This window comes from Almyronema sp. (assembly GCF_052168255.1).
GTDB classification, from domain to species: Bacteria; Cyanobacteriota; Cyanobacteriia; order Phormidesmidales; family Phormidesmidaceae; genus Sphaerothrix; species Sphaerothrix epifaneia.
Window position 1 is genome coordinate 1 of the sequence record NZ_JBQLZL010000007.1, and the last position, 25,821, is coordinate 25,821.

22 protein-coding genes and 1 pseudogene are annotated in these 25,821 nt (G+C 51.0%); 12 read left to right on the forward strand and 11 right to left on the reverse strand.

Annotation, left to right across the window (positions count from 1 at the left end; translation table 11 throughout):
- The first annotated feature begins 31 nt into the window (after nt 1–31).
- The gene (locus tag ACTS3T_RS01325) at nt 32–1,243 is read left to right on the forward strand and encodes a URC4/urg3 family protein (RefSeq protein ID WP_462934637.1); all 1,212 of its coding nucleotides are present in this window, start codon (nt 32–34) and stop codon (nt 1,241–1,243) included.
- Here ACTS3T_RS01325 and rimM read toward each other — a convergent pair.
- On the reverse strand, nt 1,240–1,866 hold the full coding sequence (rimM, locus tag ACTS3T_RS01330) for a ribosome maturation factor RimM (protein WP_377961158.1): 627 nt from the start codon (nt 1,864–1,866) through the stop codon (nt 1,240–1,242). The two genes, ACTS3T_RS01325 and rimM, sit on opposite strands and share 4 nt — an antisense overlap.
- Nucleotides 1,867–1,874: 8 nt before the next feature.
- Nucleotides 1,875–3,173: a valine--pyruvate transaminase gene (locus tag ACTS3T_RS01335; protein ID WP_377961160.1), complete on the reverse strand. Its 1,299-nt coding sequence runs from the start codon at nt 3,171–3,173 to the stop codon at nt 1,875–1,877.
- Between the two features lie 546 nt (nt 3,174–3,719).
- Between ACTS3T_RS01335 and glgP the strand changes: the two genes are divergently transcribed.
- Nucleotides 3,720–5,915, forward strand: a complete 2,196-nt coding sequence (gene glgP / locus ACTS3T_RS01340; protein ID WP_377961163.1) for an alpha-glucan family phosphorylase — start codon at nt 3,720–3,722, stop codon at nt 5,913–5,915.
- A gap of 3 nt (nt 5,916–5,918) precedes the next feature.
- On the forward strand, nt 5,919–6,767 hold the full coding sequence (locus ACTS3T_RS01345) for a Tab2/Atab2 family RNA-binding protein (RefSeq protein ID WP_377961165.1): 849 nt from the start codon (nt 5,919–5,921) through the stop codon (nt 6,765–6,767).
- A gap of 129 nt (nt 6,768–6,896) precedes the next feature.
- Here the strand turns inward: ACTS3T_RS01345 and ACTS3T_RS01350 are convergent, their stop codons facing one another.
- From ACTS3T_RS01350 to ACTS3T_RS01360, 3 genes are all read right to left on the reverse strand, one after another.
- Nucleotides 6,897–7,892 carry a YegS/Rv2252/BmrU family lipid kinase gene (locus tag ACTS3T_RS01350; RefSeq protein ID WP_462934635.1) on the reverse strand — a complete coding sequence of 332 codons (996 nt, stop codon included), beginning with the start codon at nt 7,890–7,892 and terminating at the stop codon, nt 6,897–6,899.
- Between the two features lie 135 nt (nt 7,893–8,027).
- Nucleotides 8,028–8,297 carry a GlsB/YeaQ/YmgE family stress response membrane protein gene (locus tag ACTS3T_RS01355; RefSeq protein ID WP_377961170.1) on the reverse strand — a complete coding sequence of 90 codons (270 nt, stop codon included), beginning with the start codon at nt 8,295–8,297 and terminating at the stop codon, nt 8,028–8,030.
- A gap of 407 nt (nt 8,298–8,704) precedes the next feature.
- The gene (locus tag ACTS3T_RS01360; protein ID WP_377961172.1) at nt 8,705–10,024 is read right to left on the reverse strand and encodes a hypothetical protein; all 1,320 of its coding nucleotides are present in this window, start codon (nt 10,022–10,024) and stop codon (nt 8,705–8,707) included.
- Between the two features lie 185 nt (nt 10,025–10,209).
- Between ACTS3T_RS01360 and ACTS3T_RS01365 the strand changes: the two genes are divergently transcribed.
- Nucleotides 10,210–11,061, forward strand: coding sequence for a M48 family metalloprotease (locus ACTS3T_RS01365; RefSeq protein WP_377961174.1), 852 nt, complete (start codon nt 10,210–10,212; stop codon nt 11,059–11,061).
- Between the two features lie 19 nt (nt 11,062–11,080).
- Entirely contained in the window at nt 11,081–11,620 is a 540-nt protein-coding gene (locus tag ACTS3T_RS01370; protein WP_377961176.1) for a DUF456 domain-containing protein, read from the forward strand.
- 47 nt (nt 11,621–11,667) lie between these two features.
- On the opposite strand, the gene ACTS3T_RS01375 is transcribed toward ACTS3T_RS01370, so the two are convergent.
- On the reverse strand, nt 11,668–12,489 hold the full coding sequence (locus ACTS3T_RS01375; RefSeq protein WP_377961178.1) for an inositol monophosphatase family protein: 822 nt from the start codon (nt 12,487–12,489) through the stop codon (nt 11,668–11,670).
- Between the two features lie 7 nt (nt 12,490–12,496).
- Entirely contained in the window at nt 12,497–13,897 is a 1,401-nt protein-coding gene (locus ACTS3T_RS01380) for a BCD family MFS transporter (RefSeq protein ID WP_377961181.1), read from the reverse strand.
- 386 nt (nt 13,898–14,283) lie between these two features.
- Here ACTS3T_RS01380 and ACTS3T_RS01385 point away from each other — a divergent pair, with 386 nt between their 5' ends.
- Together ACTS3T_RS01385 and ACTS3T_RS01390 are read left to right on the forward strand one after the other, a co-directional pair.
- On the forward strand, nt 14,284–15,414 hold the full coding sequence (locus ACTS3T_RS01385; RefSeq protein ID WP_377961184.1) for a glycosyltransferase family 4 protein: 1,131 nt from the start codon (nt 14,284–14,286) through the stop codon (nt 15,412–15,414).
- Between the two features lie 37 nt (nt 15,415–15,451).
- Nucleotides 15,452–15,676 carry a hypothetical protein gene (locus tag ACTS3T_RS01390; protein WP_377961186.1) on the forward strand — a complete coding sequence of 75 codons (225 nt, stop codon included), beginning with the start codon at nt 15,452–15,454 and terminating at the stop codon, nt 15,674–15,676.
- 212 nt (nt 15,677–15,888) lie between these two features.
- Here the strand turns inward: ACTS3T_RS01390 and ACTS3T_RS01395 are convergent, their stop codons facing one another.
- On the reverse strand, nt 15,889–16,962 hold the full coding sequence (locus tag ACTS3T_RS01395) for an NAD(P)/FAD-dependent oxidoreductase (RefSeq protein WP_377961189.1): 1,074 nt from the start codon (nt 16,960–16,962) through the stop codon (nt 15,889–15,891).
- A gap of 87 nt (nt 16,963–17,049) precedes the next feature.
- Between ACTS3T_RS01395 and ACTS3T_RS01400 the strand changes: the two genes are divergently transcribed.
- The 3 genes and pseudogenes from ACTS3T_RS01400 to ACTS3T_RS01410 all read left to right on the forward strand — a co-directional run bounded on the left by ACTS3T_RS01400 (nt 17,050) and on the right by ACTS3T_RS01410 (nt 18,942).
- Complete coding sequence (locus ACTS3T_RS01400; protein ID WP_377961192.1) at nt 17,050–17,889, forward strand: YaaW family protein; 840 nt, start codon at nt 17,050–17,052, stop codon at nt 17,887–17,889.
- 14 nt (nt 17,890–17,903) lie between these two features.
- Nucleotides 17,904–18,350 (forward strand): annotated as a pseudogene (locus tag ACTS3T_RS01405) (J domain-containing protein); the annotation flags it as partial.
- A gap of 319 nt (nt 18,351–18,669) precedes the next feature.
- Nucleotides 18,670–18,942 carry a DUF3143 domain-containing protein gene (locus ACTS3T_RS01410; RefSeq protein WP_377961195.1) on the forward strand — a complete coding sequence of 91 codons (273 nt, stop codon included), beginning with the start codon at nt 18,670–18,672 and terminating at the stop codon, nt 18,940–18,942.
- Between the two features lie 2 nt (nt 18,943–18,944).
- Here ACTS3T_RS01410 and ACTS3T_RS01415 read toward each other — a convergent pair whose 3' ends face one another.
- The 3 genes from ACTS3T_RS01415 to lysA form a co-directional block, all read right to left on the reverse strand.
- On the reverse strand, nt 18,945–19,694 hold the full coding sequence (locus tag ACTS3T_RS01415) for an isoprenyl transferase (RefSeq protein WP_377961198.1): 750 nt from the start codon (nt 19,692–19,694) through the stop codon (nt 18,945–18,947).
- Nucleotides 19,684–20,571 (reverse strand): diadenylate cyclase CdaA, encoded by an 888-nt coding sequence (gene cdaA, locus ACTS3T_RS01420; RefSeq protein WP_377961200.1) that lies wholly within the window; start codon nt 20,569–20,571, stop codon nt 19,684–19,686. Before cdaA ends, ACTS3T_RS01415 begins: the two co-directional genes overlap by 11 nt.
- Nucleotides 20,572–20,813: 242 nt before the next feature.
- Nucleotides 20,814–22,211, reverse strand: coding sequence for a diaminopimelate decarboxylase (lysA, locus tag ACTS3T_RS01425; protein ID WP_377961203.1), 1,398 nt, complete (start codon nt 22,209–22,211; stop codon nt 20,814–20,816).
- Nucleotides 22,212–22,354: 143 nt separating this feature from the next.
- Between lysA and rimI the strand changes: the two genes are divergently transcribed.
- Both rimI and ACTS3T_RS01435 read left to right on the forward strand, forming a co-directional pair.
- Nucleotides 22,355–22,957: a ribosomal protein S18-alanine N-acetyltransferase gene (gene rimI / locus ACTS3T_RS01430; protein WP_377961206.1), complete on the forward strand. Its 603-nt coding sequence runs from the start codon at nt 22,355–22,357 to the stop codon at nt 22,955–22,957.
- 372 nt (nt 22,958–23,329) lie between these two features.
- Nucleotides 23,330–25,801, forward strand: a complete 2,472-nt coding sequence (locus ACTS3T_RS01435; protein WP_377961209.1) for an ATP-dependent Clp protease ATP-binding subunit — start codon at nt 23,330–23,332, stop codon at nt 25,799–25,801.
- Nucleotides 25,802–25,821: the final 20 nt, after the last annotated feature.

Sequence of the window (25,821 nt, forward strand, 5' to 3'; positions counted from 1 at the left end):
CCCCGTCCCCCTCTCCCCACCCTCTCCTCTCTTGCCCCCCCTCCCCTACTTACAAACCCCTCAGGCGATTCGCGATCGCTGTAGCTATTTGTTCGATTTAGCCTGTGCCGATCGCTTAGAGCATTTTCGGGTACGGCTCGATCGACTAGAAGCAACTGCCGACTTTGTATTAGAGGTCACCCGGCAGCAGTATCCCAACTTAAACGTGCCGTTCCATTCGCGTTGGCGGCATTTTGAGGTGGCGGGGCGATCGCGGGCTGATGACTTGCTGACGGGGCTGGCTAACACCTCTACGCTAGAAATTAGCCGCATGCAGTGTGATTTAGCCGTAGTAAGCGTACTGTTGGATGCGGGCGCAGGCGATCGCTGGCAGTATGTCGATCCAGAAACGGCAGAGGTGTTTAGCCGCTCGGAAGGCTTGGCGATCGCCAGTCTTAACCTTTTTAAGCAAGGTTTGTTTTCTAGCGAGGCTGACCAGCCCTGGCAGGTTGATGCAGTGGGTTTACAACAGTTGACGCTAGCGCAGTTGGCCACTGGCTTGCAGCATACCCGCCAAAATCCGTTGGTGGGTCTGGAAGGACGCCTGCACTTGTTACAGCGATTGGGGCAAGCCTTGCACAGCCATCCTGAGTTTTTTGGTCAGCCGCTGCCCCGGCCTGGGCATCTGGTAGATTACTTGCAGGCTCAAGCTCAGCCGATTGCAGCGGCTCAGGTGCTGGCGGTTGTTTTGCAGGGGTTAGGCGAAATTTGGCCGGGGCGGATTGAGCTAGATGGGATCAATTTAGGCGATGTTTGGCCGCACCCGGCTTTGACAGGTCAACGGCTGAGCGATCGCTTGGTGCCGTTTCATAAGCTGTCGCAGTGGTTGACCTATTCTCTTTTAGAACCTTTGCAAACGGCGGGTTTAGAAATTGTCAAGCTAGATGAGTTGACAGGCTTAGCCGAGTACCGCAATGGCGGGCTGGGTCTCGATATGGGGCTACTAGAGCCAAAGCATGAAGGCGTCATGGGCGATCGCCATTTACCCAGTTCCCCCGTGATCATAGAGTGGCGGGCACTCACGGTCATTGCCCTAGACAAAATTGCCGCCCAGATTCGTCAGCAGCTTAGTCTAGACGCCACACAACTTCCCCTGGTTAAAGTCTTACAAGGCGGCACTTGGACGGCGGGGCGTCAGCTAGCAAAGCAGCTACGAGGCGGCTTACCCCCGATTCAAATTGAAAGCGATGGCACGGTATTCTAAGCTTCTAACAAGCCCGGTGGCGGCGTAATTTCTACGTAACCCTGCTCTAGGTTCACCACAGGCACAATGTCTTCAACAAACGGAATCAAAACCGTCTTAGGTTTTATCGGCTTGGGTCGTTTGGGTTTGCGACGAGAATTAACTGGCGGTGGTGTTTCTGGTGAGGTTAGGCTTATGGCTTCAGGCGCAGCGGTAATCCCCGTTTCTGGTAGTGCCACTTCTAATAAGTCATTTCCGGCAGAAAACACGTCTACAACAGTACCAACAGCGGTTTGACTGGCTTGTTCAATCACTTTAAGCCCGATCAAATCAGCCACATGAAACTCGCCCGGTTCTAGCGGTAGGCGATCGCCTGCGGGAACCAGCAAAACGCTATTGCGCAAGGCTTCAGCTTGCTCACGCGTTTCAACGCCAGCAAACCGCACCACAAACAACCCTTTGCCTTCAATCAAGCGACCGCCCAGCAGTTCAACAACAACGGGTTCAGCAGTGGGCGATCGCCTAAGCCAGCGATTACCAGGGTTTAAAAACCGCTCTGGAAAATCGCTGTTGGGATAAATCCGCACCTCACCCCGCAACCCTTGCGGCGCTACAATACGGCCAATTTCCAGCCAGTCAGACATGATATTGCCTATCCCCGCACGGCTAACTCCGGTTTGGGGGTTTGAGTGTAGAGACGATCGACGAGATTAGCCAGATGGCGCAAAGCCGTCACAATTTCACTATCAGCTGCCGTTAGGCTAATGCGAATGCACTGATGCATGTGAGGCCACTCTTCTCGCAAACCGGGGAAGAAGGGGCTACCCGGTACAACAATGACCCCATATTGCTTGAGTTCTTGGTAAAACTGCCAGTCAGTGACGGGTAAGTCCTTAAACCATAACCAGGCGAAAATAGCTCCTTCACCCCGGTGTAAAAACCACGGGGCAGACTGGGGCATTGTTTGATCAAGCGTCTCTTCTAGAATCGCAAACTTATGCTGGTAATGAGGTCGAATGACGGTTTCTGAAATGTTAGCGAGCGCCCCAGAGGCGATCGCTCGCGCAGCGATCGCTTGGCCGTAGCGCGAAGAGTGAATGCACAAATTAGTTTGAAAAGACTGCAGTATTTGAATAATGCGCTCGTCTCCCAAAGCGATGCCAATGCGCTCACCGGGTAAGCCAGCCTTAGAAAGGCTCATGCAGTGAACTAAGTTTGACCCAAACAAAGGAGCCATTTCGGTAAAATTCAGCGCCGGAAACGGGGGAGCATAAGCTGAATCGATTAAAACCGGAATATTGTGAGGCGTAGCCAGAGCAGCAATTTTCTGAACTTCTTCGTTCGTTAAAACATTACCTGTGGGGTTACAAGGGCGCGAAAACAGCACAAACCCCGTTTGCTCAGTAATTTCTAGCTGGCTAAAGTCAGGTCGGTACTTAAATCGATGCGGCTCAAACCCTAGATCTAACGTTGGCTTGTAGGCTCTGAGGGCTTCGGGATACAGCGTTACACCGCCATAGCCCGTATAGTCAGGACTCAGGGGCAACACAATCTGCTTGAGGTGTCCTTCGGTTGTGTACCCGCCCAAGGCATTGGCCGCGTAAAAGTAAAGCGCCTGACTGCCAGGGGTGATTAAGATATTGCGATCGCTGAGATTGAGTCCATAGCGCTGATTAAAGTCATTAATCACCGCATCAATCAGGGGACGATAGCCCTGGCTAGACCCGTAGCGACAGACAACCTCACCATATTCGTGACTGGCTAGCAAGTCAGCGGTGCAATCGCGCCAGAGCTGCTCAACTTCTGGCAAAATCACCGGATTTCCTGCACTTAAATTGATGAATTCTTTGCCCTGACCGGCTCTGAGGGTTTCAATAATATCTTTCATGATGGCCCGCACCCCGGTCAGATGGGACATCTGTTCACCAAATTGCGTTAAGGCAGGAATCATAGGCGTTGGCTGGCTTAGAGTAAAGAAGGACGATGAGGATGCCCTCGATGCTAGCAAATGGCTGAGTCGGCTGCATCCTCGTTAGTCAAACAGCTCAAACAGCTATTTGGAGATATTCAACCAATCATAACCGAATAAGCTCTGGCCTTTCGTGAGTGCAGTCTACTTTTGTCAGTTCAGCCGCTAGGCTAAACCACAGCGACGCCCCCCTTAGCCAAAGCGATCGCAGCCAACCTTTTGCCGAGTCGGTTCAGCACCAAGAATTTTGTTAGGCTCACAATAGAGCCAGTAGCGGTGCTGTTTGGAGTAAAAGCTCAAAATTGATTGACGTAAATTACCGGAAATTTAATCAGTTTTATTACCGTGTAAATTTTTTCGCGCTCACCCCTGTCGTTTTCTACAGTAGAAAAAAGTCTTTCACTTAAATTAGCTCTTATCCTCAAAAAATTTTTAGCGCCCTTCCTCAAACAGCGCCCTCAGTCAGGGCGATCGCTACTCAACGGGTAATGATCGCCGTCTACCGTCCTTTTTATGGAGTCCAGTCCAATGAATCCAATTTCTAAACTGAGATCCCAGTTGCCATTTCCGCTCAGGCGACTGGCAGATTTAGCTTACAACTATTGGTGGAGCTGGACGCCTGAGCGGCTTTCCCTGTTTAGCGTGATTGAGCCAACCATTTGGCAGCGCTGCAATCACAATCCGGTAGAGCTACTCGAGTCGGTAGCCTATGAGCGCTTGTCTCAAGTTGCAGAAGATCCGCGCTACTTAAAGCGCCTAGAAACGCTGGCGGCTCAGTTCGACGCATATTTGACCGATCAAGAAACCTGGTGTCATCGAGTCGCGCCGCAGTTATCCCTCGATCAGCCTGTGGTTTACTTTTGCACTGAGTTTGGCATTCACGAATCGCTGCCGATTTATTGCGGTGGATTGGGGGTTTTAGCCGGAGATCACCTGAAGTCGGCTTCTGATCTGGGTGTGCCCATGATAGGGATTGGGTTGCTTTATCGTCAGGGCTATTTTCGCCAACATCTCAATCGCAGTGGTTGGCAAAAAGAGTATTACGACAACAACAACTTTGAACACATGCCATTGGAGCTGGTTCGCGATGAATTCGGTCAACCCGTCACGATCAAACTGCAAATTCGGCAGCGCATCGTCAGAGTGCAGGTATGGCTGGCCCGCATTGGTCGCGTCAACTTATACCTTTTAGATACCGATCGCGAAGACAACGATCCAGTCGATCGCTCACTCACCGGACACCTCTATGGCGGCAATCAAGAAACCCGCATGGCTCAGGAGGTACTGCTGGGCATCGGTGGCATTCGCATTTTACAAGTGCTGGAAATTGAGCCTTCGGTTTATCACCTCAACGAAGGACACGCCGCCTTTGCCCTCTTAGAGATTGCCCGCGCCGAAATGGAGCTAGCAGGTTATTCTTTCTACGACGTTGAAGACCGGGTGCGATCGCGGGCGGTGTTTACTTCTCATACGCCAGTAGCCAATGCCAATGACCTGTTTTCGGCAGATATGATGGACTCTTTCTTTGCCGATTACTGGCCGCTTTTAGGGCTTTCAAGAGAGCAGTTTTTAGCCCTCGGTGCCAGACGGCTCGGCGATCCTTGGGAACCGTTTAGCATGACAGTGTTGGCTTTGCGTATGACGCGATCGGCCAATGGCGTCAGCCAGCGCCACGGTGAAGTCTCACGGCAAATGTGGAGCATTCTCTACCCAGAGCGAGAAGAGGCGGAGGTTCCCATTGGTCACGTCACCAACGGGGTTCATGCGCGAACCTGGGCTGCTCCGCTGATGGCAGATTTATATGATCAATACCTAGGCAAAGAATGGTCGCAGCGGATTTCTGATAAAGAGATTTGGGCGCAGATTGATGCTATTTCTGATGAGCAACTGTGGAAGCGTCACTGCATTTTGAAAGAACGCCTGATCGCCTATACCCGATCCAAAGTGCGGCAAGCACGGCAGGCGCGGGGGGAAGCCGCTTCCGATATTGCGGCTGTTAATCACTTGCTCAACCCAGAAACGCTGACGATTGGCTTTGCCCGCCGCTTTAGCCCCTACAAGCGGGGATATCTCATCTTTAAAGATTTACACCGCTCGGTACGAATTTTATCCAATGCCAAGCGTCCTATTCAGCTTATTTTTGCGGGCAAGGCGCATCCGGCTGATGATGAAGGGAAGCGCATTATTCAGCGGCTAATGGAGTGGTGTCGTCATCCGGCGCTGCGCGATCGCGTGGCTTTTATCGAAGATTACGACATGTATACCGCCAAAATGCTGATTCAAGGAGTCGATGTTTGGCTCAATAATCCCCGTCGTCCGCTAGAAGCCTCTGGCACAGGCGGCCAGAAAGTCGCGCTCAATGGCGGCATTAACTGTAGCGTCAGAGATGGCTGGTGGTGTGAAGGCTACCAGGAAGATGCCAGTGGCCGTGGCATCAACGGCTGGACCATTGGCGAAGACATGGGTACCAGCGATCAGGTGGTTCAAGATCAAATTGATGCGGATTCTCTCTACGATATCTTGCAAAAGGATATGGCTCGTCTCTATTACGATCGCAACGGTCAGGGTATTCCCAAAGGCTGGGTGCGAATGATGAAAGCCTCTATTCGTACCTGTGCGCCCGTTTTCAACAGCGATCGCATGGTGGCTGAGTACGTCGCTCAAATTTATGCGCCGGAAACCCCAATCGAATCAGAGCCAATTTTGGCCAGTGCCGTTTCTTAAACAATGACCCTGTGGCAAGCTGACTTCTATCGACGACCGCTCTCTGGCCCAGAGGGGCAACCGCTCTGGGAGCTTTTGATTTGCGATTGCACATTGGCCTTTACTTTTGGAGCCACCTGTACACAATCACAGGCCAATGCCGCTTGGCTAGAAGCGCAGCTAGCGATCGCTTGCAAAAAAGCGCCGCAAAAACCGGAAGCGATCGCCGTTTTTCGTCCGCAGTGTTTGAGTCTGCTGCAGACAGCCAGCCAAGCGCTAGGCATTCCCGTAAAAGCGACCCGACGCACGTTAGCGCTCAAGCGCTGGCTGTTGCAGCGTAGCCAGTGGTACCCCTCGCTGGCCAACTATAGCGGTGAAGCCTATGAACCGCTAGCACTCGATCGACCGCCGCCAGTACCGCTATCCGAAAATCTCTGGGGCGATCGGTGGCGGTTTGCAGCGATCGCGGCTCAAGACATTGAGAGCTTCAGCGATGAGCCAATTCCGGTTCTGGAGATCCCTACTGACTTACAGCCCCTATCGCTGGGGTTAGCTAGCACTACGTTGCTACCGGGGATTGTGATTGATGGTGGACGGCAGTCAATGCCGCTAGCGTTGTGGCTCCAGTCAGCGCCACCCGTCTCGCTTAACTACATTGCTGGTAGCCCCGATGGACTCATTTTAGAAGCGGGTTTGGTCGATCGCTGGATTATTGAAACCTTTGAAGACAACGAAGTAGCGATCGCAGCGCGTAATTTTGAACAACGCAAACAGCAAAGCCAAGGACTGCACTTTTTGTTGGTTCAACCCGATGATACAGGCGTCACTTACACCGGATTTTGGCTTTTGCAAGACGAGCGTTTTGGGCAGTAGAGTTGGCTTGCACAAGCCCTTACCCCACTGAAATTCAAGCTAGGGTCAAACTTTGGCTTTTTGCAGATTGAGCCACTTGGCCCCCTTCTTTTCTAAACTGACCAAAGACGGGGTTAAGAATAAGCTGGCTCAGGCTTCCTCCGTCCAAGATTGCCACCAGTCGCGCATCTTGTTAGCTAAGGTGACGCGGGTACTTTTTTTTTGAAATTTTTCGGCGGTTTCGCTAGCAGTCGATTCAGGTACCAGCACAGTCAGATTGTTGGGCAAACACTGTACTTCAATCGGAGTTTGACCGATCATTTCACCATCTAACACCACTTTTTGAGGAGGCTGGGTGATGATTTTGACCTGCTTGGCTCGAAAATGACCAATATTTTCCAGCTGAGCATGATCATTGGTAATGGCCGATCGCAAGAGTTCATAAGAAGCCGCGATCGCATCCGAAATGCTTTCGGGTGCCACGATCGTAATATCTAATAGACCATCATCTACCTCGATTTGGTCTGGGCCTTGCGCCAGCACTGAAGTTGCTGGGGCTGCGTTAGCCACGGTTACGGCGGCGGCTGTGGTTTGCATTTGACCCGATTCCGTTTCAATTTTGACCTCAAAGCGATCGAAATCTTTGAGTTCACGCAGTCCAGAAACTAAATAAGCTAAAGAACCTAGCTTGTTTTTGGCTTCGCGATCGGTTCGTTCAATTGTTTTCGCTTCAAAACCAACGCCTGCTAACAACAGCATGGGTCGATCATTGCAAAGAGCCATGTCTAGCTTTTGCTCAGATCCGCTCAAAATTACCTCACACGCAGCCGATATATTTTCAGGAATACTCAAAGCTTTGGCAAAAGCATTTGCAGTTCCGCGTGGAATAATGCCTAAGCAGACATCGCTATTGAGCAAAGCCGAAGTTACCGAAGAAACGGTACCATCTCCGCCGGAAACCACAATTAATTTAGCCCCTTGCTCAACCGCCTTGTGCGCCAGAAAATCAGCTTCTTCATCAGGCGTGGTTTGATAAACCGTTAGCTCAAACTTAGACTGCAACGCTGAGCAAATCTCTGAAAGCTCGGCTTCGGCCTCTCCTTGACCCGCAACAGGATTAAAAATGAGATGAAGTTTTTGATTCATTACTAGCTCAAACTGGGCGACAAAACAAGCAGATTAAAGAGACAAAAAATCCCTGCTGCAAAGACAGCAGCAAGGATTCTATAACTAGTTAGCCTTGAGAGAGACAGAGACTAGAAAATGACTGTAGCTTTCAAATTAAGCAGTCCGACGGCTGATTAGACCCCACAGGAAGATAGCAATAATGGCACCCACAATGGCCAAGATAATTCCTGGAATGCTTAGTGTAGCTGCTGTGAACTGTAGACTCCCCGTGGTTAGCAATGTTGCTAGCGTACCCCCGATGAAAGCACCAACAATACCCAACAACAGTGTGGCTAAAATACCGCCACCTTGATGTCCTGGGTAGATGGCTTTACCGATAGCACCAGCGATTAAACCTAAAACGATCCACGCTAAAATATTCATAAATTTTGGCTCCTTTGACTATAGTTTTGATGGGCTGTTTCATCCTTGCTCTTAGCTTATAAAATCCAGGTTGGCGTCGCGTCTGCCAGTAGATATAGCTAGACCTAGACGAAAGGTTGAGTTTTACGACGCTAAAAAAATAAAGGATTTTAGTTGTCTGCCTCTGGAGAAGCCAGGTAGTCACATCAGCAACGTTTTGATGTGGCTTAAACTTCTGCAGCGATCGCATAGGAAAAACAGCCCTTGGCTAAGCAAGAACAGATAGGCATTGCCATTAATTTAGCTGTAGTTAAACGGCTGGCTGCTTTTCTGTTGGCCTCTAAACCTGATCTAATTCTCCTCGATTAGCTTCAAAGTTCTCAAGTTTCGTTAAAAATGTTAGCCTTGAACTTTTTTCAGATCTTTGATTATTGAAACCCTTTAGCTTTAGCTTTTTTAGCTTTCTTTTTGCTCTTGGGTTGATCCAGTTCAGCGATCGCTTCTTGAAACAAATTGTGTAGATGTATCGGTACGCTGGCAATCTCAGGCAGTTCTGGGGTTGTGCGTTTACCAAATTCTTGCAGCAACGTATCTAGTTCAGCGAGCTTGAACTCAGGGCGATCGAGAGCTTGCTGCAAAACAGCCTCCACAGCTTCTGGATATTGCTGCGCCAGACGATACCAGACAAACGCAGTAATTTCAGGATCTTTGAGCCACTGTAGGGCTAAGGTTTGAGCGGCTTCTGCATCTTTCGTATCCGCCTTGAGCAGGTCTGCAAACTTGCCATAGCTGAGAACAAACTGCTGCCCCCACCGAGGATCGGCCAGCACAGTTACTCGTTCAGCCCGCTTCAGATGCGAAGGCAACTCAACTTTAGGCATAACCATTTTGCTGGCTTGAGTATTTTTGATGGTTTTTGCAATCACATTGGCTCCAATGCCTAACGAGTCAGACATCGCTTCAATATCGGCGTCTTCTAAGCCCGCTTCCTCTGCCATCTCCGCCAGCGACTTGTTTTGATCAATGCCTGCTTCTGCTAGTCGCTTTTGCGAACTTACCGTTTGAAAATCCTGAATTTTTTTGTTGAGTTCATACCCAGATAGCGTCACTTCGTCAGTTTGAAAAAAGTCTAGAAACTCGTCATGATACTTTTGCACTGACTGCCAAGCTTCTTCCAATAAATCCGGGGCATCACTATAAAGAGACGAACGGTAATTGTCTTTAAATTCACCCACCACCACCGCTAGCTTAGGTTTGCCTAACTTGCCTTTGAAAATGCAGGGGCCACTCAGCATCCAGCGGGCGTCGTCTAGCGGCGATAGGCGCGTTAGCAAAATTTCTCCGGGCTGCAAGCGTCGCCGTTGAGCCGCTTCGATGGCATCTCCTACCACTACTTTGTAATGCTTAGCGGTTAGCCAATTCATCAGCTCTAGTTCGTCTGCCGCTTGTGCCTGAATGACAAACAGCCCTAAAAAGCTACGATGCCATTCTTGCAACAGCGATCGCGCTTCAGCCGTTAAATCAGGATGCGCGGCAATATAAAGATCAATTGGCGTGCGATCGCCCACCCATCCCTCTGACGGAAACGCCGCCATGACGAGGTCTTGCTGATAGGCATCCGAGCTGCGACCCCTGAGTTGTTCAGCCGCATACGTTTCTAGGGCAACGGCCAATTCCCCTTCCGCCTCAAGCACAAAGTTCTGCAAGTCTTGCTGAAGCTGTTGAGCGGTTTCTAGCCGAGTGGTCATGCTGAAATAAGCGCCATAGTGAAATTACTTCAGACCTTATCAGGCAAAGCTCCCTTTAGGATCGGCTATTTGACAGACCTTTCGCTAGACATCGCCCTCACCTCTCAAAAGAGTGATCCACAGATTAACGCAATAGCGTATACTTTGCGCCAGGTTGTATCGTTGCAAAACTGGGCAAAACTGGCGTGAGCAAACTTCTGATCCGTTTGGTCATTGGGCTGCTATTCGGGCTATTTGGGTTGATCAGCTATTTCACCAGTGTTTCAGACAATCCCATCACTGGCGAAACCCAACGCATCCGCCTAACGCCACAGCAAGAAATTGTTTTAGGTCAGCAGGCCAGTCAAGAAATGGCTGCCGAATATGGCGGGCTATACCCAGATGCCCAACTCCAAGCTTACATTGATCAGGTGGGTCAGGCCGTCGTGCAGCAGTCTGCCGCCAGCCAAGCGCCTTACCCCTTTGAGTTTCACCTCCTGCAAGATCCAGAAACCGTTAATGCCTTTGCCTTGCCAGGGGGACAAATTTTTATCACCGCCGCTCTGCTCAGCCGTTTGCAAGCTGAGTCTCAACTGGCAGGGGTGCTAGGGCACGAGGTCGGGCATGTTGTGGCTCGACACGGCGCTGAACACTTAGCCCGTCAGCAGCTAGGGGCTTTGCTGGTTAATGTGGTTGGTATTACCGTGAGCGACACGCCAGAGCAAGCGCGTCAGGCCGCTATTTTGGCGCAGGCGATTAACCAATTGGTGAATTTGCGCTACGGACGTGAAGATGAGTTAGAAAGCGATCGCCTGGGCTTTCAGTTTATGGTAGAAGCAGGTTACAACCCAGAGGGAATTGTTGAGCTAATGGGCATTCTCAACGAATCTCAAGGGGGCGCTAGTCCGCCCGAATTTCTCAGCACTCACCCCAATCCAGACAATCGTATTCAGCGTTTGACAGCCTTAATTGATGAAACTTTTCCCAGCGGCGTTCCGCCTGAGTTAGAAGAAGGCGATCAGACCTTTGCTCAAACTGTCAGCCCTCGACTGCGCTAACCCACCTTGAGGTGAAGCTATGGACTTAACTGTGCTCTACTGGATTTTGGTTGCCATTATGCTGGTGGGAGCCATTGGCGAGTTGGTTCCCGGTATGCCTGGTGCTAGCTTGATTTTGGCGGCTATTTTGGTGTGGGCGCTGGCGACCAACTTTGCAGGCATTACCTGGGCGATTGTCGTTGTTTTTGTGCTACTGGTTTTGAGTGCAGCCGTTGAATTTTTGGCAACTTTTTGGGGAGCCAAACGCTTTGGAGCCAGCCGTTGGGGGCTGTTTGGTGCCATTATTGGCCTAGTGGCTGGCGTGGTAGGACTCTTACCAGCCTTACCCCTTGGTGGCCCGGTGCTAGGTGCCCTCTTTGGCCCTTTTATAGGCGCTTTTATTGGGGAATATCTTTACCGCAGTCAACTAGATTCAAGTGAACGGGTTCGTGTCGCTTTCAAAGCAAGCGTTGGCACCGTTGTGGGTTTGGTAGTGGGCAACCTAGTCGATGGGGTGCTGGCGATCGCGGCTGTTGTTGTCTTTGTGCTAACTACCTGGCCGTTCGTTGGTACGCTCTAGATTGCTGCCCGTATTCACAGGTTGAATATAGCTAGCTAAGCGCTTTTTCAAGCTTGCGGCGATCGCCCTAAAAATTCTACATAAGGCTGAAAGACAGACACCAGCGCTGGCCGACTAGCTACCAGCGTTGGGAAAGCCCGGTTCTGGTAGTTTTGTCCGGGCTGCAGCGGAAAAATTGGCGCAGGCTCCAGCGCTATCCATTGCCCCCCCGCCGCTTGCACAATTGCCCAAACTGCCGCAATATCCCAAATTTTAGGCGTCGCTTCTACCCCACCAAGGGCGATCCCGGCAGCAACGGTTAGCAAATTGTAGGTAGCAACGCCCAGCATACGAATTTTGCAGGGAAATGGCTGCTGTAATACCCCCGTGCTACGGGCACACAAGCTAAAAAATTGATTCCCCGACGGCTCAGCCTCACTTACCCGCACAGGCTGATGATTGAGGAAGGCTCCGGTTGGCCCCGTCAGCCCAGAATGGCCGTACCAAAAACCATAAAACGACTGTTGCAAAGGCGGCATGCGAACATGCCCAAAAACAGGGGTACCCCGGTAAAGCAATCCCAGAGAAATGCCCCACAGCGGCACGCCTCGAGTGAAATTTGTGGTGCCGTCGATGGGGTCAATAATCCAGCACCAGTCTGTTTCAGGAAAGATATGAGCCACTTCTTCACTGAGGACACCGTGGTCAGGATAAGCCTGGGCGATCGCCTCTCTCAAAGCCCCGTCAGCCCACTGGTCAGACTGCGTCACCAGGCTGCCATCCGCTTTTTCCGTAGCCGTAGCCTGTCCAAAATCTGCTAGAAGCTGCTGACCCACCACAGCAGTGGTTGTTTCTGCAAAGTCAACAATTTCTTGCCAAAAGTCACCCATAACGTGCTTACTCTAACTCTGCTTCTAAAACCGAGGCGATCGCTTTACTAGATCGCAGGCGAAACTCCTGCACATTCACCTGGCTGAGCAAGCTAAACGCTAACAACATGCCGACTAGCTCACAAAAGAAAACCAGGGCAAAGGCCAAAAAAGTTTGGCTAAAAACCTGACGTCCAATATCTAACAAAGCACCGCCAATCAGCGTAGCACTCGCCTGCGCCAACGCCTGCGCTAACCCCCAAGCCCCCACAAAAGTACCCGCCGTTTCCGCCGCCGTTAGATCCAGCATGAGGCTAACAGCCCCGTTCGTCAAAATGCCAGAAGCCAAGCCAAACAGCATCACCGCACTTTTGAGCAACACCTGACTTTGAGACAGACCCGATAAAATCACCAGCCCAAAGCAAAACGAAGTCAGTAGACAGCCCAGTTGCGCTGTCCGTTGCTTGCCCAGACGCGGCACGACCCAAAAACCCGAAATGCCCATACCAGCGAGAATACCGTATCCCCAAAACTGATTGAGTCCGGCGCTTTCGCCAATGCTCATTTGAAAAACTTCGCGGGCATAAGGTTCGAGGACAGGCTGCTGCAAAAACAAGCTGATAGTCATCAGCAGCAAAAAGCCAAAGAAGATCCCGGTTTGGCGCGAGGCCATTAAGATGCGCAGCGATCGCCCTAAGGTGATTTGATCTTCGCGATCGCGCAGAGAAGACCGACTCGCATAGCGCGAATAGGTTTTCTCAATGCCCAAAGTTGCCACGATCCCCAAACCACAAACCGCAATCGGAAAGGTAATAAACAAACGGTTGATGGCACTTTGCAACTCCCCCGGTGCGATCCCCTCCAGCATTTTCTGGCCGACCACCGCCCCCACCACAATGCCTACCATCAGCATGGCCCAAACGATCCCCACCAGCTTAGAGCGGTTGTCTTCGTCGGAAACATCCACCAAAAGCGCCGTAAACGGGGTAGAGCTAGCACTAATGCACAAACCATAAAAGGCAAACATCAAAGCCAAAAGGCCAACCCAACCATATGTCTGCCAGCCCCAGCCCAAAGCCGCACTCGCGCCAAGTCGCCAAACGACCTGAACAGCGGCAAACAGACAAAAAGCCTGCAAAATCAGCCCCAGCCAGATATACCCCGTCCGGTGATACCCCCCCAGCGGACGAGCATCCGAAAGCTGACCAAATAACACTCTGGCAGGAGCCACAAACTGATACATCGCGATCGCCCCTGCCGCCAGCGTTCCCGGAATTTGCAATTCAGAAATCATCACCTGGTTGAGTACACCCAACGTCAGCAAAGACAGCAAACCCAGACCCATTTGAAACAAGCCCAAGCGAAACATACTCAACAAAGTCAGCTTGGGTGGCAACGGAGAAGCAAGCGCAAAAGCTGGAGAGGTCATCTGAAAAACTTCTGATACAGACAAAATTTAAAAAGCAGGTCAAACTAAAACTAACCTGTCCTCCCTTTTCATCCAGTTCAGGTGCAAGTTAGTCTCTCCAGACTAGCCTGTAATCGCAGGTGGGCGTCACTGAGCTGGCAGCTACGGCCAGAATTTTCCCCTCAACCCGCAAAGCTAGGTTTCATCCTTTGAGTTCGGAAAGCCGAACTTGGCATTTTTGTAAAGCTAATGTGAACTTTTTAGACAGGAATGCTGTTATCTCGATCCTTTTGTTGAGATTGGTAAAGTATTTGATAGCAGTTAGCCATTTTGTGCTTGGAGATTTTTATCAGCAACCAACCATTAACCCCCTCTCTGACGCTTCGACTCTTTAGGAGGTTTTAAGTATGCGGATTGCTCAAGTTGCTCCTTTATGGGAGCCAGTTCCCCCTACGGGCTATGGCGGAATCGAACTAGTCGTTGGCCTCTTGACCGATGAACTGGTACGGCGAGGCCACCAAGTTACTCTGTTTGCTTCGGGAGATTCACACACATTGGCGCGGCTCGAAGCCGTTGTACCACAGGCAGTTCGGCTCAATCCCGCCATCAGTGCTGCCGCTGCCGAAAAAATTCAGCTCGATCGCGTGCGATCGCTAGCCTCCCAGTTTGATTTGGTACATTTTCACAACTGGGTACCCCCCTTCGAACTCACAGAATCGCTGGGGATTCCAACGCTTTACACGCTACACGGCCCGCTAACCCCCGAATTTTCTGAGCTTTGTAGCCGCTATCGGCATCACAATTTCATCAGCATCAGTGACGCTCAGCGCCCCGCCAACTTAGATCTCAACTACATTCGCACCATTCACAACGGCATTGACCCAGAACGTTACCCCTTTAAGGCTGCTGCTGAAAACAGGGAAAGCCACTGCGAAGGAGCAGCGGCTGATATGCCTGGGGGAACTATCGCTAGCGATCGCCCCTATTTAGCCTTTTTGGGTCGGCTTTCGCCCGAAAAAGGCCCTCACCATGCCATCGCGATCGCTCAACGCACCGGGTTACCGCTGAAGCTGGCCGGAAAAGTAGACGAAATTGATCGCGCCTTTTTTGAACAGGCCGTTTTGCCCCACCTAGATGGGCACGCTATAGAATACCTGGGAGAAGTAGACCACGCGAGCAAGATCACCCTTTTGAGCGATGCTGTAGCCACTTTGTTTCCCATAACTTGGGAAGAACCTTTCGGGTTGATCATGATTGAGTCAATGGCTACAGGAACGCCTGTGATCGCGATGAACCGAGGCTCTGTACCAGAGGTGATTGTCTCTGGCAAGACAGGGTTCATTTGCAACAGTTTTGATCAGATGGCTGAGGCAGTATTAAAAGTGGATAGCCTGAATCGTCGAAACTGCCGTGAGTTAGTCATGCGTCACTTTAGCGCGGGTCGAATGGTAGATAAATATGAAGCTGCCTACCGCAAGGTGCTAGATAAACAACGCCTACTGCCGACCTACGCACCTATTCCAGCAGTTTCTCTTTAAGGTAAACCGATTTAACTAACTTTGGAGATCAGGTGTAATGAATAACCGAACCTGTCCCTGTTGTGGAAACGTTTTGTTACGTCACATGCGCAATAGCGGGCCTTACTGGCTCTGCACCGATTGTTGGCAAGAAATGCCCGTAATTGAAGCAGCCGAGACAGAAACAAACATTGCCGGGAATGTAGCTTCTTTAGAAGAAGCTTTCCGCGCCCCTGCGCAACCGCGCGAAGATTCTACGGAAGGAACCTTGCAGTCTTTGTAAGTTCATCCGTCGCCTATCTCTCTCAAAAATAAAAGACCCAGAGGATCTGTATTAATGCAGATCCTCTTTTTTGGCCAAATGCTAGTTCAATGAACTCAATTGGCTTTCATAGCGCTATCGCTGTAGCCACCAGAGGTAAGCGGCTCAAATTGCTAGAAGCCATTGACAGAAAAGCTTCCATTTGACCTCTGCCTGCTGTCTTCTGCCTGTAGCTATAAGTGCTGCCACAGCTCTGATGGGGCTAAGAGCGATCGCTGCTCCAGTTGCTGGTTGAGGCTATCAGCCGTGGCGAAGCCTGATTGCAATGCCGCCGTTACCCCCGCCCCCCCATGTCCATCACCACAGATCAACAACCAGGGGTCGGCTGCTAGCGTTAGCAAAGGTTCCACCTGGGGTTGGGCGACAAATCCATAGCGCCAGCGGTGCCCTTGTAGCCAGTCGGGTTGGCTGAGCCAGGGTAAAATGCGCCCAGCCGCGCTTTGCAACAATTGTTTACCCGTAGCAAGTAAGTCTGTTGTCTCCCCATAGGCTTGCGCAAACGCTGTACTGCTCTGCAACACGATGAGCGGAAAATCAGCCTCAGGGCGCTTGCTGCTTTCTAGGCCAACCCAGGCCAAATCAGCATCGTTGGTGAATTCAACCCACCATCCCGGCAAAGGCAATGCCCCAAATTGGCCAAAGCAATGGGGCGGATACCCTGCTATCACGCTCAAACACGGCCAATACCTGATTTGCTCAAGCGCTGCGATCGCATCAGTGCTGACAACTTCTGCCCTTAAAGGCTTAAGCAAGTCTAAAGCCTGAGGAGCCGGGATCGCCAGAACAACGACCTTAGCGGTTAAAGCGGTTACCGCATCCGGGGTTTGAATTTGTAGTTGCCAGGTATCGGCTTCTCTGGAGAGAGCTATCACCCGGCACTGGCGCTGAATCGTCAAACCCTTTGCCAAAAACTTAGCCACCGCTGTAATCCCCTGAGGCGCACTGTAATGAGCGGAGGACTGGCTAGCTACCAACTGCTGAGCTTGCCAGCGATAAGCTTGGGCTGACCAAGGCTGCAAAATATCGATTGGCACTAAATGAGCAATCAGCGATCGCAAAAGTTCGCTATCAGCCTGAAGCGATCGCGTCCCCTGATCAGCACAGGTATTTTGCAGGCGGCGGGTAGCTAAGCGCCCCCCCAATCCGCGAGATTTTTCTAAAACGCTAACCCGATATCCGGCTTGGGCGAGCTGCTGAGCACAAACGAGTCCGGCTAGACCTGCACCGACAACGACAATCTCAGTCATGCTGTTCTCTCAATGTCTCTGCGGTTGAATCTCAAAGACCTGTGTAAAATAGGGGTCAGAATACTTCACGCATAAGGGTATCAAGACGTGAACGAGCTGCGATCTGCCCTAGACCTAGCAACCGATGAAGAGCTGCAAAGTCTAAGCGATATTCTTTTTCGTCCCAAGTTTAATCCGATAGATTATTTCTGGGCTGATCCAGCAGCCGTTCAGTGTGCGGATCGGCGCGAATGGATCGATCGCATCGAAGCTCGCTTTCGCTTTTTAGCAGCCGATGGCTTAACGGTGCTACAGCGTCGCAGCGATCGCTTGAGCTATCGGCAAATTTTAGTCCAGATTTGCCGTTACTTAAAGATTTCCTTTGTACCAACCCTATCAACCGCCGATTTAGAAGCTGAGCTATTTCTCGCTTTGCTAGAAAAAACTTGGCAACAGCTCCCCCCGAAGCAACAACAAATCCTGCGGGGCAAAACTCGCCAAGCCATTGATCAATCCCCTCAATTCCATCAGCTTCCTCGATCTTTACAGCAAGATCCCCTGAGCCTTTTAGTTACTGGCAGCAGTGCTTTGGCGGTTACTTCGGTGGTAAGACCTTGGCTGATGCAGCAAATTGCCCAGCAGTTTGTCTTACATCTCACCCGCTATCAATTGGCCAAACAAGCTTTGCTTAAGGGCGGCACCGCTGCCGCTTTCCAGTTGCAAAACCGAGCGGCTTTGCAGTTAGCCTCACGCGGCATGGCGCTTAATGCGGCTCGCTATGGAGCCGTACGCGGCTTGTTTGCTTGCCTGGGGCCAGCGCTGTGGACTTACTTTTTGGTAGATTTGGGCTGGCGAGCGATCGCCACTAACTATGGCCGAATCATTCCGGTCGTTTTTACCCTAGCCCAAATTCGTTTGACCCGCGCTGATCTAGCTGCTGCCGTGTGAGGGCTTGCGATCGCATGCCAGAGCCTAATCGTCTGCAAACCACGAACTTCTATGACTTGCTCGGCCTGAAGCCAGGGGCTTCAGTGCAAGACATTCGGCGTACCTACCGCGATCTCAGCAAGCGCTATCATCCCGACACCACCACTTTGCCCCCTGCGATTGCCACGTCGAAGTTTCAAGAACTCAACGAAGCCTACGCCACCTTAAGCAGCCCCGAACGACGACTAGCCTACGATTACAAAATTGGCTATTCGCGGCTACGAGTCATGCAAGCTCCCCGCGATCTCAATCAGCCCGTCTCTCGCGATCGCCCCCGCCAAACCACCAGCGCTTACTTAGACCCCACCGATCGGCCTTTGTCAGCCGGAGAGATCTTTGCCCTGTTTATCTTAGGGCTAACGTTTGCAGCCTGCTTGGTCTTGGTAATTGCAATTGGGTTGACCCAGGGAGAATTGGCTTTGGAACCTCTGGTACCGCCCGATTTGGTTCTTGAAATTGACCCAACTTCGCTCAATACCGCAAATGATCCAGCAACGACCCCACTGCCACTAGAGTCGTCTATTAACCTAAAGTCTCCGCCAGACTCAGCTTTGGCTGCTTCATCAGCCAACTTTTCAGCCCCTGAGCCGCCGCTTGAAAGTCCGGCAGACGATTATCGCCCTTCAGAGAAGGTTAGCGAAATAGAGGCCGATAGCGATAAACTTGCTCCAGTGACAGATGCCAAACTCAATCAACCCGCTCTAAACTCTCAAGCCTAACCATGCCGTTAACCGCCCCGTAATGACCTTACCCTCAGCCGATACACCTCTCTATAACCACCCGCTACCTGACATTGAGCAATGGCTTGTCTCTAAAGGTTGTCAGCAAGATGCTGCCGAACTCCATTGCTGGCATTTGCAACGGGCTGAATGGGCTGCCGACTTAGCCCTTGATATTGATTCCATCGTGGTTCGCTATCTGCAGGCGGGGCCGGACGGCCAAGACCTACAGCGCGTCTTTAAATACTCCCTCAGCCGCAAAGATCTCGAAGAAGCGATTTTTAGCGGGCCTTAAGCTCAAACTTTGCCAAAGCGCCTTTCGCGTTGCTGATAAGCCGCGATCGCCTGATGAAACTCAGTCACATCAAAATCAGGCCATAGCGTATCCGTCACATAGAACTCGGCATAAGCTAGCTGCCAAAGCAAAAAATTACTGATCCGCATTTCTCCACTGGTGCGGATCAGTAAGTCCGGATCGGGCGCACCCGCCGTATAGAGATGGCGGCTAAAGAGGGCTTCGTCGATTTCGTCTGGCTGTAACAGTCCTTTTTGCACCTGTACGGCCAAGTTTTGAGCCGCCTGTACAATTTCCTGCCGCCCGCCATAGTTGGTGGCAATGGTAAAGCGAATGCCTGCGTTGCTGCGCGTCAACTGTACGGCGCGGTAGATTTCGGCCTGGAGAGATTGCGGTAATGCCTTGAGATTGCCGACAAAATTGATGCAGACATTTTCTGCCATCATTTCTTTGAGTTCTTGTCGTAACACCCGTTCAAACAGGGTCATCAAAAACTCTACTTCTTCAAGCGGACGCCCCCAGTTCTCAGTTGAAAAGGCATAGGCCGTTAGCGCCCCGATCCCCCAATCCCGACTGCAGCGCAACAGCTTTTTTAGCGTGTCCACCCCACGCCGATGCCCCATAATGCGAGGCAAACCGCGCCTTTTAGCCCAACGGCCATTGCCATCCATAATGACTGCTACGTGACGAGGCAGGCGATCGCGGTGCAGCTCTTGTGGTAGAGGATACTGGACGGTTTGCTCAGCGGTCATTTTTTCCCCCAAGAAGCCGACGTGGAAGGCGGAAAATTCGTTTCAAAAAAGAGTGTCCCTGGCTGCTCAGACGACGGCCTAAGCTACGAAGCTGAGGAGCAACTGGCTCGTGATCCACAGATTGGGAAAAACGCTTCCGCAGCATTTCTCTGAGTTTACTGCTAGTGAGTGGGCGGTTGAGAAGACCGCCTTCTGCTAGCGAGATCGATCCGGTTTCTTCAGAAACCACAACACAAATGCAGTTTTCGACGCGCTCAGTAATTCCCATAGCCGCTCGGTGGCGGGTTCCCAACTGGCGAGAAGCCGACCGTTCAGAAATGGGCAAGATCACCCCCGCAGCCACTACGCGAGAAGCACGAATCAAGACCGCCCCATCGTGCAAAGGGGTCGTAGTTTGAAAAATTGTCTGCAAAAGCTCTTTCGAAACCTCAGCATTGAGCTTGACGCCCGGAACCGAAAAATCACTTTCGTCAATTGGGCGATTCGTTTCCAAAATCATAATGGCTCCTGTACGATTCTGGGAAAGCTCCTTCACCGCATCCACAATCTCATCAATAACGCTATCAGGTTTCGGCAATGCATCTGTAGAGGGTCTAAAGAGCTGCAAAATCTCCCCTCGCCCGATTTGCTCTAGCAGTCGCCGAAACTCTGCTTGCAAAATGAACGCCATCGCTACGGCTGAGCCAATCACGAGCTTGTCTAAAACAAAACCCAGCAATGTAAGCTGCAAATACTTACTCAAAGCGGCTGCCAACATTAGAATAATCAGCCCTCGCACCATCCAAAGCGTCCGTCGCTCTCCGATCACGACGAGCACCATGTAGGTTAAAACCAGTACGAGGCCAATATCTAAAATCGAAAGAATCGAAGGCAGCAAGATTGAACCCTACTGAGGTGTACCAGCTATTGCTCCCCTAAATCACAAATCAGCTCAGTTGATCTTGCCAAGGAGCTGGTTTTAGACATCCGGAAGCCGATTTTCTCTCGCTAAACACGCTATGGTTGTGGGTAGCCATAAGGGCTTGGGTGGTGATAAAACTTCCAGAAAACAACAAGTCTCTGCTCAGAACCGGGAGATCGGTTCGCCCCTAAGCAAGTGACGCTTCAAAACTAAACCCGCTAGACCAGCTTAAGGGCCTCAGGCAAACAATCTTGCCGAATCAGATCTTGATAGGTTTCACGCCGAAGAATCAGTTGCGCCTCGCCTTCGCTGACCAGTACGGCTGCCGGACGAGGAACTCGGTTGTAGTTGGAGGCCATGCTGTAATTGTAGGCACCTGTGCCCGGAATGACGATAACATCTCCGGCCTCTAAAGATGGAAGTTGAGCTTGATAAATCACAATATCGCCAGACTCGCAGTGTTTGCCTGCGATCGCGACGGTTTCGCTCAAAGGTGCAGACATGCGACTCGCAGCGATCGCCCGATAAACCGACTGATAGGTGATTGGACGAGGGTTATCAGACATGCCGCCGTCTACTGCTACATAATGGCGAATTTCTGGTACCTGTTTTTGGCTACCGACGGTATAGGCAGTCACACAAGCAGTACCCACCAGCGATCGCCCCGGTTCGCACAACAAGCGGGGAAGCGGTATTTGCTGGGTTTCACAGGCTTGAACAACCCCCTGGCAAAGGGTTTTCACCCAAGCTTCAATGCTTGGGGGATCATCAGCTTCGGTGTAACAAATGCCCAAACCACCGCCTAGATCAAGTTCGCGTAACGACAGACCGTATTCAGCCGCTTTAGAAAACCACTGCACCATCACACTCGTTAGATCAGTATGAGGCTGTAGTTCAAATATTTGAGAACCAATATGGGCGTGAATGCCCAAACAGTCTAAAGCAGGATGCTCGCTAATAAAGGCAAAAACACGTTCTACCTGGTCGGGATCAAAACCAAACTTACTATCTAGGTGGCCTGTGCGAATATATTCGTGGGTGTGGCACTCAATACCCGGCGTCAATCTCAAAAGAATTGGTACACGGCGATCGCCTGCCGCTAGCAAACGAGCCAAGCTTTCCAGTTCCAGCCAGTTGTCTACCACAAGACGACAACCTGCCTCAATCGCAAACTTCAGTTCGGTTATTGACTTGTTGTTGCCGTGGAAATAAATCTGTTCTGCTGCTACGCCTGCCTGCAAGGCCGTATACAGTTCCCCCCCCGATACCACATCAAGGCCCAATTCTTCGCTGGCAACAATGGCGCAAATTGCCAAGCAACTCCAGGCTTTAGAAGCATAAAGTACCAGCGCCTCGCCGGGATAGTATTGGGCAAAAGCCTGTCGATACTGGCGGCAGGCCGTTCTCAAGGTTTGCTCATCTAAAATATAAAGTGGCGAACCAAATTGCTGAACTAACTCCACCACATCACAGCCACCAACCGCCAAATGGTCTTGGTCGTTTGCCTGAGCCGTGAGGGGTAAAAGATACTGGTTGGGTGAGGCAGTCTGCTCCGTCAGGGAGGGCAAATACTGATTGCTGGAGCGGTCAACATCGGTCAAGGGTATAGATACCATCGCGCAGTCTCTTGTTTGCTGAATATTGTCTGGGCTAGAAGCTTAGTTTGGCTGGATTGTATCGCCTGTAGCAGGCACTCACTCTTCCAAAAGTCTAGTGTACAATTTTGGCTTGTATCCCTCCGCAGAAATTTCACACTCCAGTGCCAGCGATCCAGCTCGACTCCCTCAGTGAGACTGACTTACCTCAAGCACTTGAGCTAGATCAACGATGTTTCGGTGGGCTTTGGTCTTTGGCGGGCTATCAGCGTGAGCTAGCCAGCAGTAATAGTAATTTTGTCATTTTGCGCTTGCCAATTGCCCCAGCGGACGCCTGTTCACCCAGTGAACTCAAATCCCCGTCTCTAATCGGCATTGGTTGCTTTTGGCGCATTTTAGAAGAAGCTCACATCACCCTTTTGGGCATTGATCCGGCTTATCAAAAGCAAGGCTTAGGAACCCTGCTGCTAAGCACCTTACTACAGCAAGCCCGCCAACAAGAGATGGAGCGGGCAACCTTAGAAGTGCGGGCTAGCAATCAGGCGGCTCAACACCTTTACTGGAGGTTTGGCTTTCAAGCCGTTGGCCGACGACGACACTACTACCCCGATGGCGAGGATGGCCTAATTTTGTGGCGCAACGGCTTACATCAGCCGGAATTTGCCGTGGAATTACAGCAGCAGCAACAGTCTATTGGCGATCGCTTGCTGAAACAAGGCTGGCAATTGAATTATTCAGCGCTTGAAAAAGTACCAAATTCTGCATAGGTTGTCTAAACTTTCTGCCAAAAATTAGACAGTTTTCAAGCCTGATCTCAACCTGATTCATTGTCTACAAAAGTCAGCCAAACAATTTTTAACAAAGCCTTTGGCCCCAAGGTTATACAGAGGGGAAAAATATTAAAGAAATCTCAAAGTTTCTAAAGTCAACTAGCTCAGCGGAGTCGCTTGCGGCTGCGGGATTAGCTTGATCCCGCCTAGAGTCTGCTGACTCAAGCCGTAATTTATACCTAGCGCCAGAAGTTTGTCCGGTTGCAGTAGAGAAATCCTCCCTCGATCGCAGTTTCTTCAGCACAGTCTCTGGATTTTCCTGTGCTAGAATCAGCGTAACCAGCACGCAGCAGGTGATGGATAACCGCCATGTTTGAACGCTTTACAGAAAAAGCAATTAAAGTCATCATGCTGGCCCAGGAGGAGGCCCGTCGTCTGGGTCACAACTTCGTGGGCACAGAGCAGATTCTTTTAGGACTCATTGGAGAAGGGACCGGCGTCGCCGCCAAAGTGCTGAAATCTATGGGTGTCAATCTTAAAGACGCTCGGATTGAAGTTGAAAAGATTATTGGTCGGGGTTCTGGCTTTGTCGCAGTCGAGATTCCGTTTACGCCTCGTGCCAAACGGGTTCTAGAGCTGTCTTTAGAAGAAGCTCGTCAACTAGGCCACAACTATATCGGTACTGAGCATCTTTTGCTGGGTCTTATTCGGGAAGGTGAAGGGGTCGCAGCCAGGGTACTTGAAAATCTTGGTGTCGATCTTTCTAAAGTGCGCACTCAGGTCATTCGCATGTTGGGCGAAACGGCTGAAGTTTCCACTGGCGCTGGCCAGGGACGCACCAAAACGCCAACTCTAGATGAGTTCGGTGCCAATCTGACCCAGATGGCTGCTGAAGGGAAGTTAGATCCCGTTGTCGGTCGTCAAAAAGAAATTGAGCGGGTCATTCAGATCTTAGGCCGACGAACCAAAAACAATCCGGTACTCATTGGTGAACCCGGTGTCGGTAAAACGGCGATCGCAGAAGGCTTAGCCCAGCGTATTTCTAACGGCGATGTCCCCGACATTTTGGAAGAAAAGCGGGTAGTCACCTTAGACATTGGTTTGCTAGTAGCAGGTACCAAATACCGGGGTGAGTTCGAAGAACGCTTGAAGAAAATCATGGACGAAATCCGCTCTGCCGGAAACGTCATTCTGGTGATTGACGAAGTCCACACACTCATCGGCGCTGGCGCAGCAGAAGGTGCAATTGATGCAGCCAATATTTTGAAGCCCGCTCTGGCTCGGGGTGAACTTCAGTGTATTGGTGCAACCACGCTTGATGAGTATCGCAAGCACATTGAACGAGATGCGGCCTTAGAGCGTCGCTTCCAGCCTGTAATGGTGGGTGAGCCGACGGTTGAAGAAACCATCGAAATTCTGCATGGTTTGCGCGATCGCTACGAACAGCACCACAAGCTCAAGATTCTAGACGAAGCGCTAGATGCAGCCGCCAAGCTGTCCGATCGCTATATCTCTGATCGCTATTTACCAGACAAAGCCATTGACTTAATTGATGAAGCGGGTTCTCGAGTTCGCTTGATTAACTCTCAATTGCCGCCTGCTGCTAAAGAGCTAGATCGAGAACTGCGTCAGGTTCTCAAAGACAAAGACAACTCAGTTCGCTCTCAAGATTTTGATCGAGCTGGCGAACTGCGCGATCGGGAGATGGAAATCAAGGCCGAAATTCGGGCGATCGCTCAGTCCAAAAAGAGCGAAGAAACCGACGGTAACGACGATTCACCCGTCGTAGGCGAAGAAGACATTGCCCATATCGTCGCTTCTTGGACGGGTGTTCCGGTCAACAAACTGACCGAATCTGAGTCTGAAAAGCTGCTTCATATGGAAGACACGCTACACCAGCGTTTAGTCGGCCAAGACGAAGCTGTCAAGGCTATTTCGCGAGCCATTCGGCGCGCGCGTGTCGGCCTCAAAAATCCCAACCGTCCAATCGCTAGCTTTGTTTTTTCTGGCCCAACCGGGGTGGGTAAAACAGAATTGGCCAAATCTCTAGCCGCTTACTTCTTTGGCTCAGAAGATGCGATGATTCGCCTCGACATGTCTGAGTTTATGGAGCGCCATACAGTTTCTAAGCTAATTGGTTCCCCACCCGGCTATGTCGGCTACAACGAAGGAGGCCAGCTTACTGAAGCGGTTCGTCGTCGGCCTTATACAGTCGTTCTATTTGACGAAATTGAAAAGGCTCACCCCGACGTCTTCAATATGCTGTTGCAGATCTTAGAAGACGGTCGTCTGACTGATGCAAAAGGTCGCACCGTAGACTTCAAAAACACGCTGCTAATCATGACCTCCAACATCGGTTCTAAGGTGATTGAGAAAGGCGGCGGCGGTTTAGGCTTTGAATTCGAAGAAGATCATGCTGAGTCGCAGTACAACCGTATTCGCTCCTTGGTCAACGAAGAACTCAAGCAATACTTCCGGCCTGAGTTTCTCAACCGCCTTGACGAGATTATCGTCTTCCGCCAGTTAACCAAAGACGAAGTCAAAGAGATTTCTACCATCCTATTGAAAGAAGTCTTTGGTCGTCTGACTGAGCAAGGAATCACGCTTGAGGTGACTGAGAAGTTCAAAGATCGACTAGTCGATGAAGGCTACAACCCCAGCTACGGAGCTAGACCTTTACGGCGGGCGATTATGCGTCTCCTAGAAGACAGCTTGGCTGAAGAAATTCTCTCAGGCCGCATTCAAGAAGGCGATACCGCCATTGTCGATGTTGACGAAGACGGCAAAGTTCAGGTTCGCTTAGGTGAAAAGCGAGAACTGCTACCGCAAGGAGCCGAATAAGTCGCTTCTGATTTAAGCAG

Excerpts from the sequence above, each read along its gene's own strand:
- rimM (WP_377961158.1), bottom strand. The coding sequence starts at position 1,866 with ATGTCTGACTGGCTGGAAATTGGCCGTATTGTAGCGCCGCAAGGGTTG.
- ACTS3T_RS01335 (WP_377961160.1), bottom strand. The coding sequence starts at position 3,173 with ATGATTCCTGCCTTAACGCAATTTGGTGAACAGATGTCCCATCTGACC.
- glgP (WP_377961163.1), top strand. The coding sequence starts at position 3,720 with ATGAATCCAATTTCTAAACTGAGATCCCAGTTGCCATTTCCGCTCAGG.
- ACTS3T_RS01345 (WP_377961165.1), top strand. The coding sequence starts at position 5,919 with ATGACCCTGTGGCAAGCTGACTTCTATCGACGACCGCTCTCTGGCCCA.
- ACTS3T_RS01350 (WP_462934635.1), bottom strand. The coding sequence starts at position 7,892 with ATGAATCAAAAACTTCATCTCATTTTTAATCCTGTTGCGGGTCAAGGA.
- ACTS3T_RS01355 (WP_377961170.1), bottom strand. The coding sequence starts at position 8,297 with ATGAATATTTTAGCGTGGATCGTTTTAGGTTTAATCGCTGGTGCTATC.
- ACTS3T_RS01360 (WP_377961172.1), bottom strand. The coding sequence starts at position 10,024 with ATGACCACTCGGCTAGAAACCGCTCAACAGCTTCAGCAAGACTTGCAG.
- ACTS3T_RS01370 (WP_377961176.1), top strand. The coding sequence starts at position 11,081 with ATGGACTTAACTGTGCTCTACTGGATTTTGGTTGCCATTATGCTGGTG.
- ACTS3T_RS01375 (WP_377961178.1), bottom strand. The coding sequence starts at position 12,489 with ATGGGTGACTTTTGGCAAGAAATTGTTGACTTTGCAGAAACAACCACT.
- ACTS3T_RS01380 (WP_377961181.1), bottom strand. The coding sequence starts at position 13,897 with ATGACCTCTCCAGCTTTTGCGCTTGCTTCTCCGTTGCCACCCAAGCTG.
- ACTS3T_RS01385 (WP_377961184.1), top strand. The coding sequence starts at position 14,284 with ATGCGGATTGCTCAAGTTGCTCCTTTATGGGAGCCAGTTCCCCCTACG.
- ACTS3T_RS01390 (WP_377961186.1), top strand. The coding sequence starts at position 15,452 with ATGAATAACCGAACCTGTCCCTGTTGTGGAAACGTTTTGTTACGTCAC.
- ACTS3T_RS01395 (WP_377961189.1), bottom strand. The coding sequence starts at position 16,962 with ATGACTGAGATTGTCGTTGTCGGTGCAGGTCTAGCCGGACTCGTTTGT.
- ACTS3T_RS01410 (WP_377961195.1), top strand. The coding sequence starts at position 18,670 with ATGACCTTACCCTCAGCCGATACACCTCTCTATAACCACCCGCTACCT.
- ACTS3T_RS01415 (WP_377961198.1), bottom strand. The coding sequence starts at position 19,694 with ATGACCGCTGAGCAAACCGTCCAGTATCCTCTACCACAAGAGCTGCAC.
- lysA (WP_377961203.1), bottom strand. The coding sequence starts at position 22,211 with ATGGTATCTATACCCTTGACCGATGTTGACCGCTCCAGCAATCAGTAT.
- ACTS3T_RS01435 (WP_377961209.1), top strand. The coding sequence starts at position 23,330 with ATGTTTGAACGCTTTACAGAAAAAGCAATTAAAGTCATCATGCTGGCC.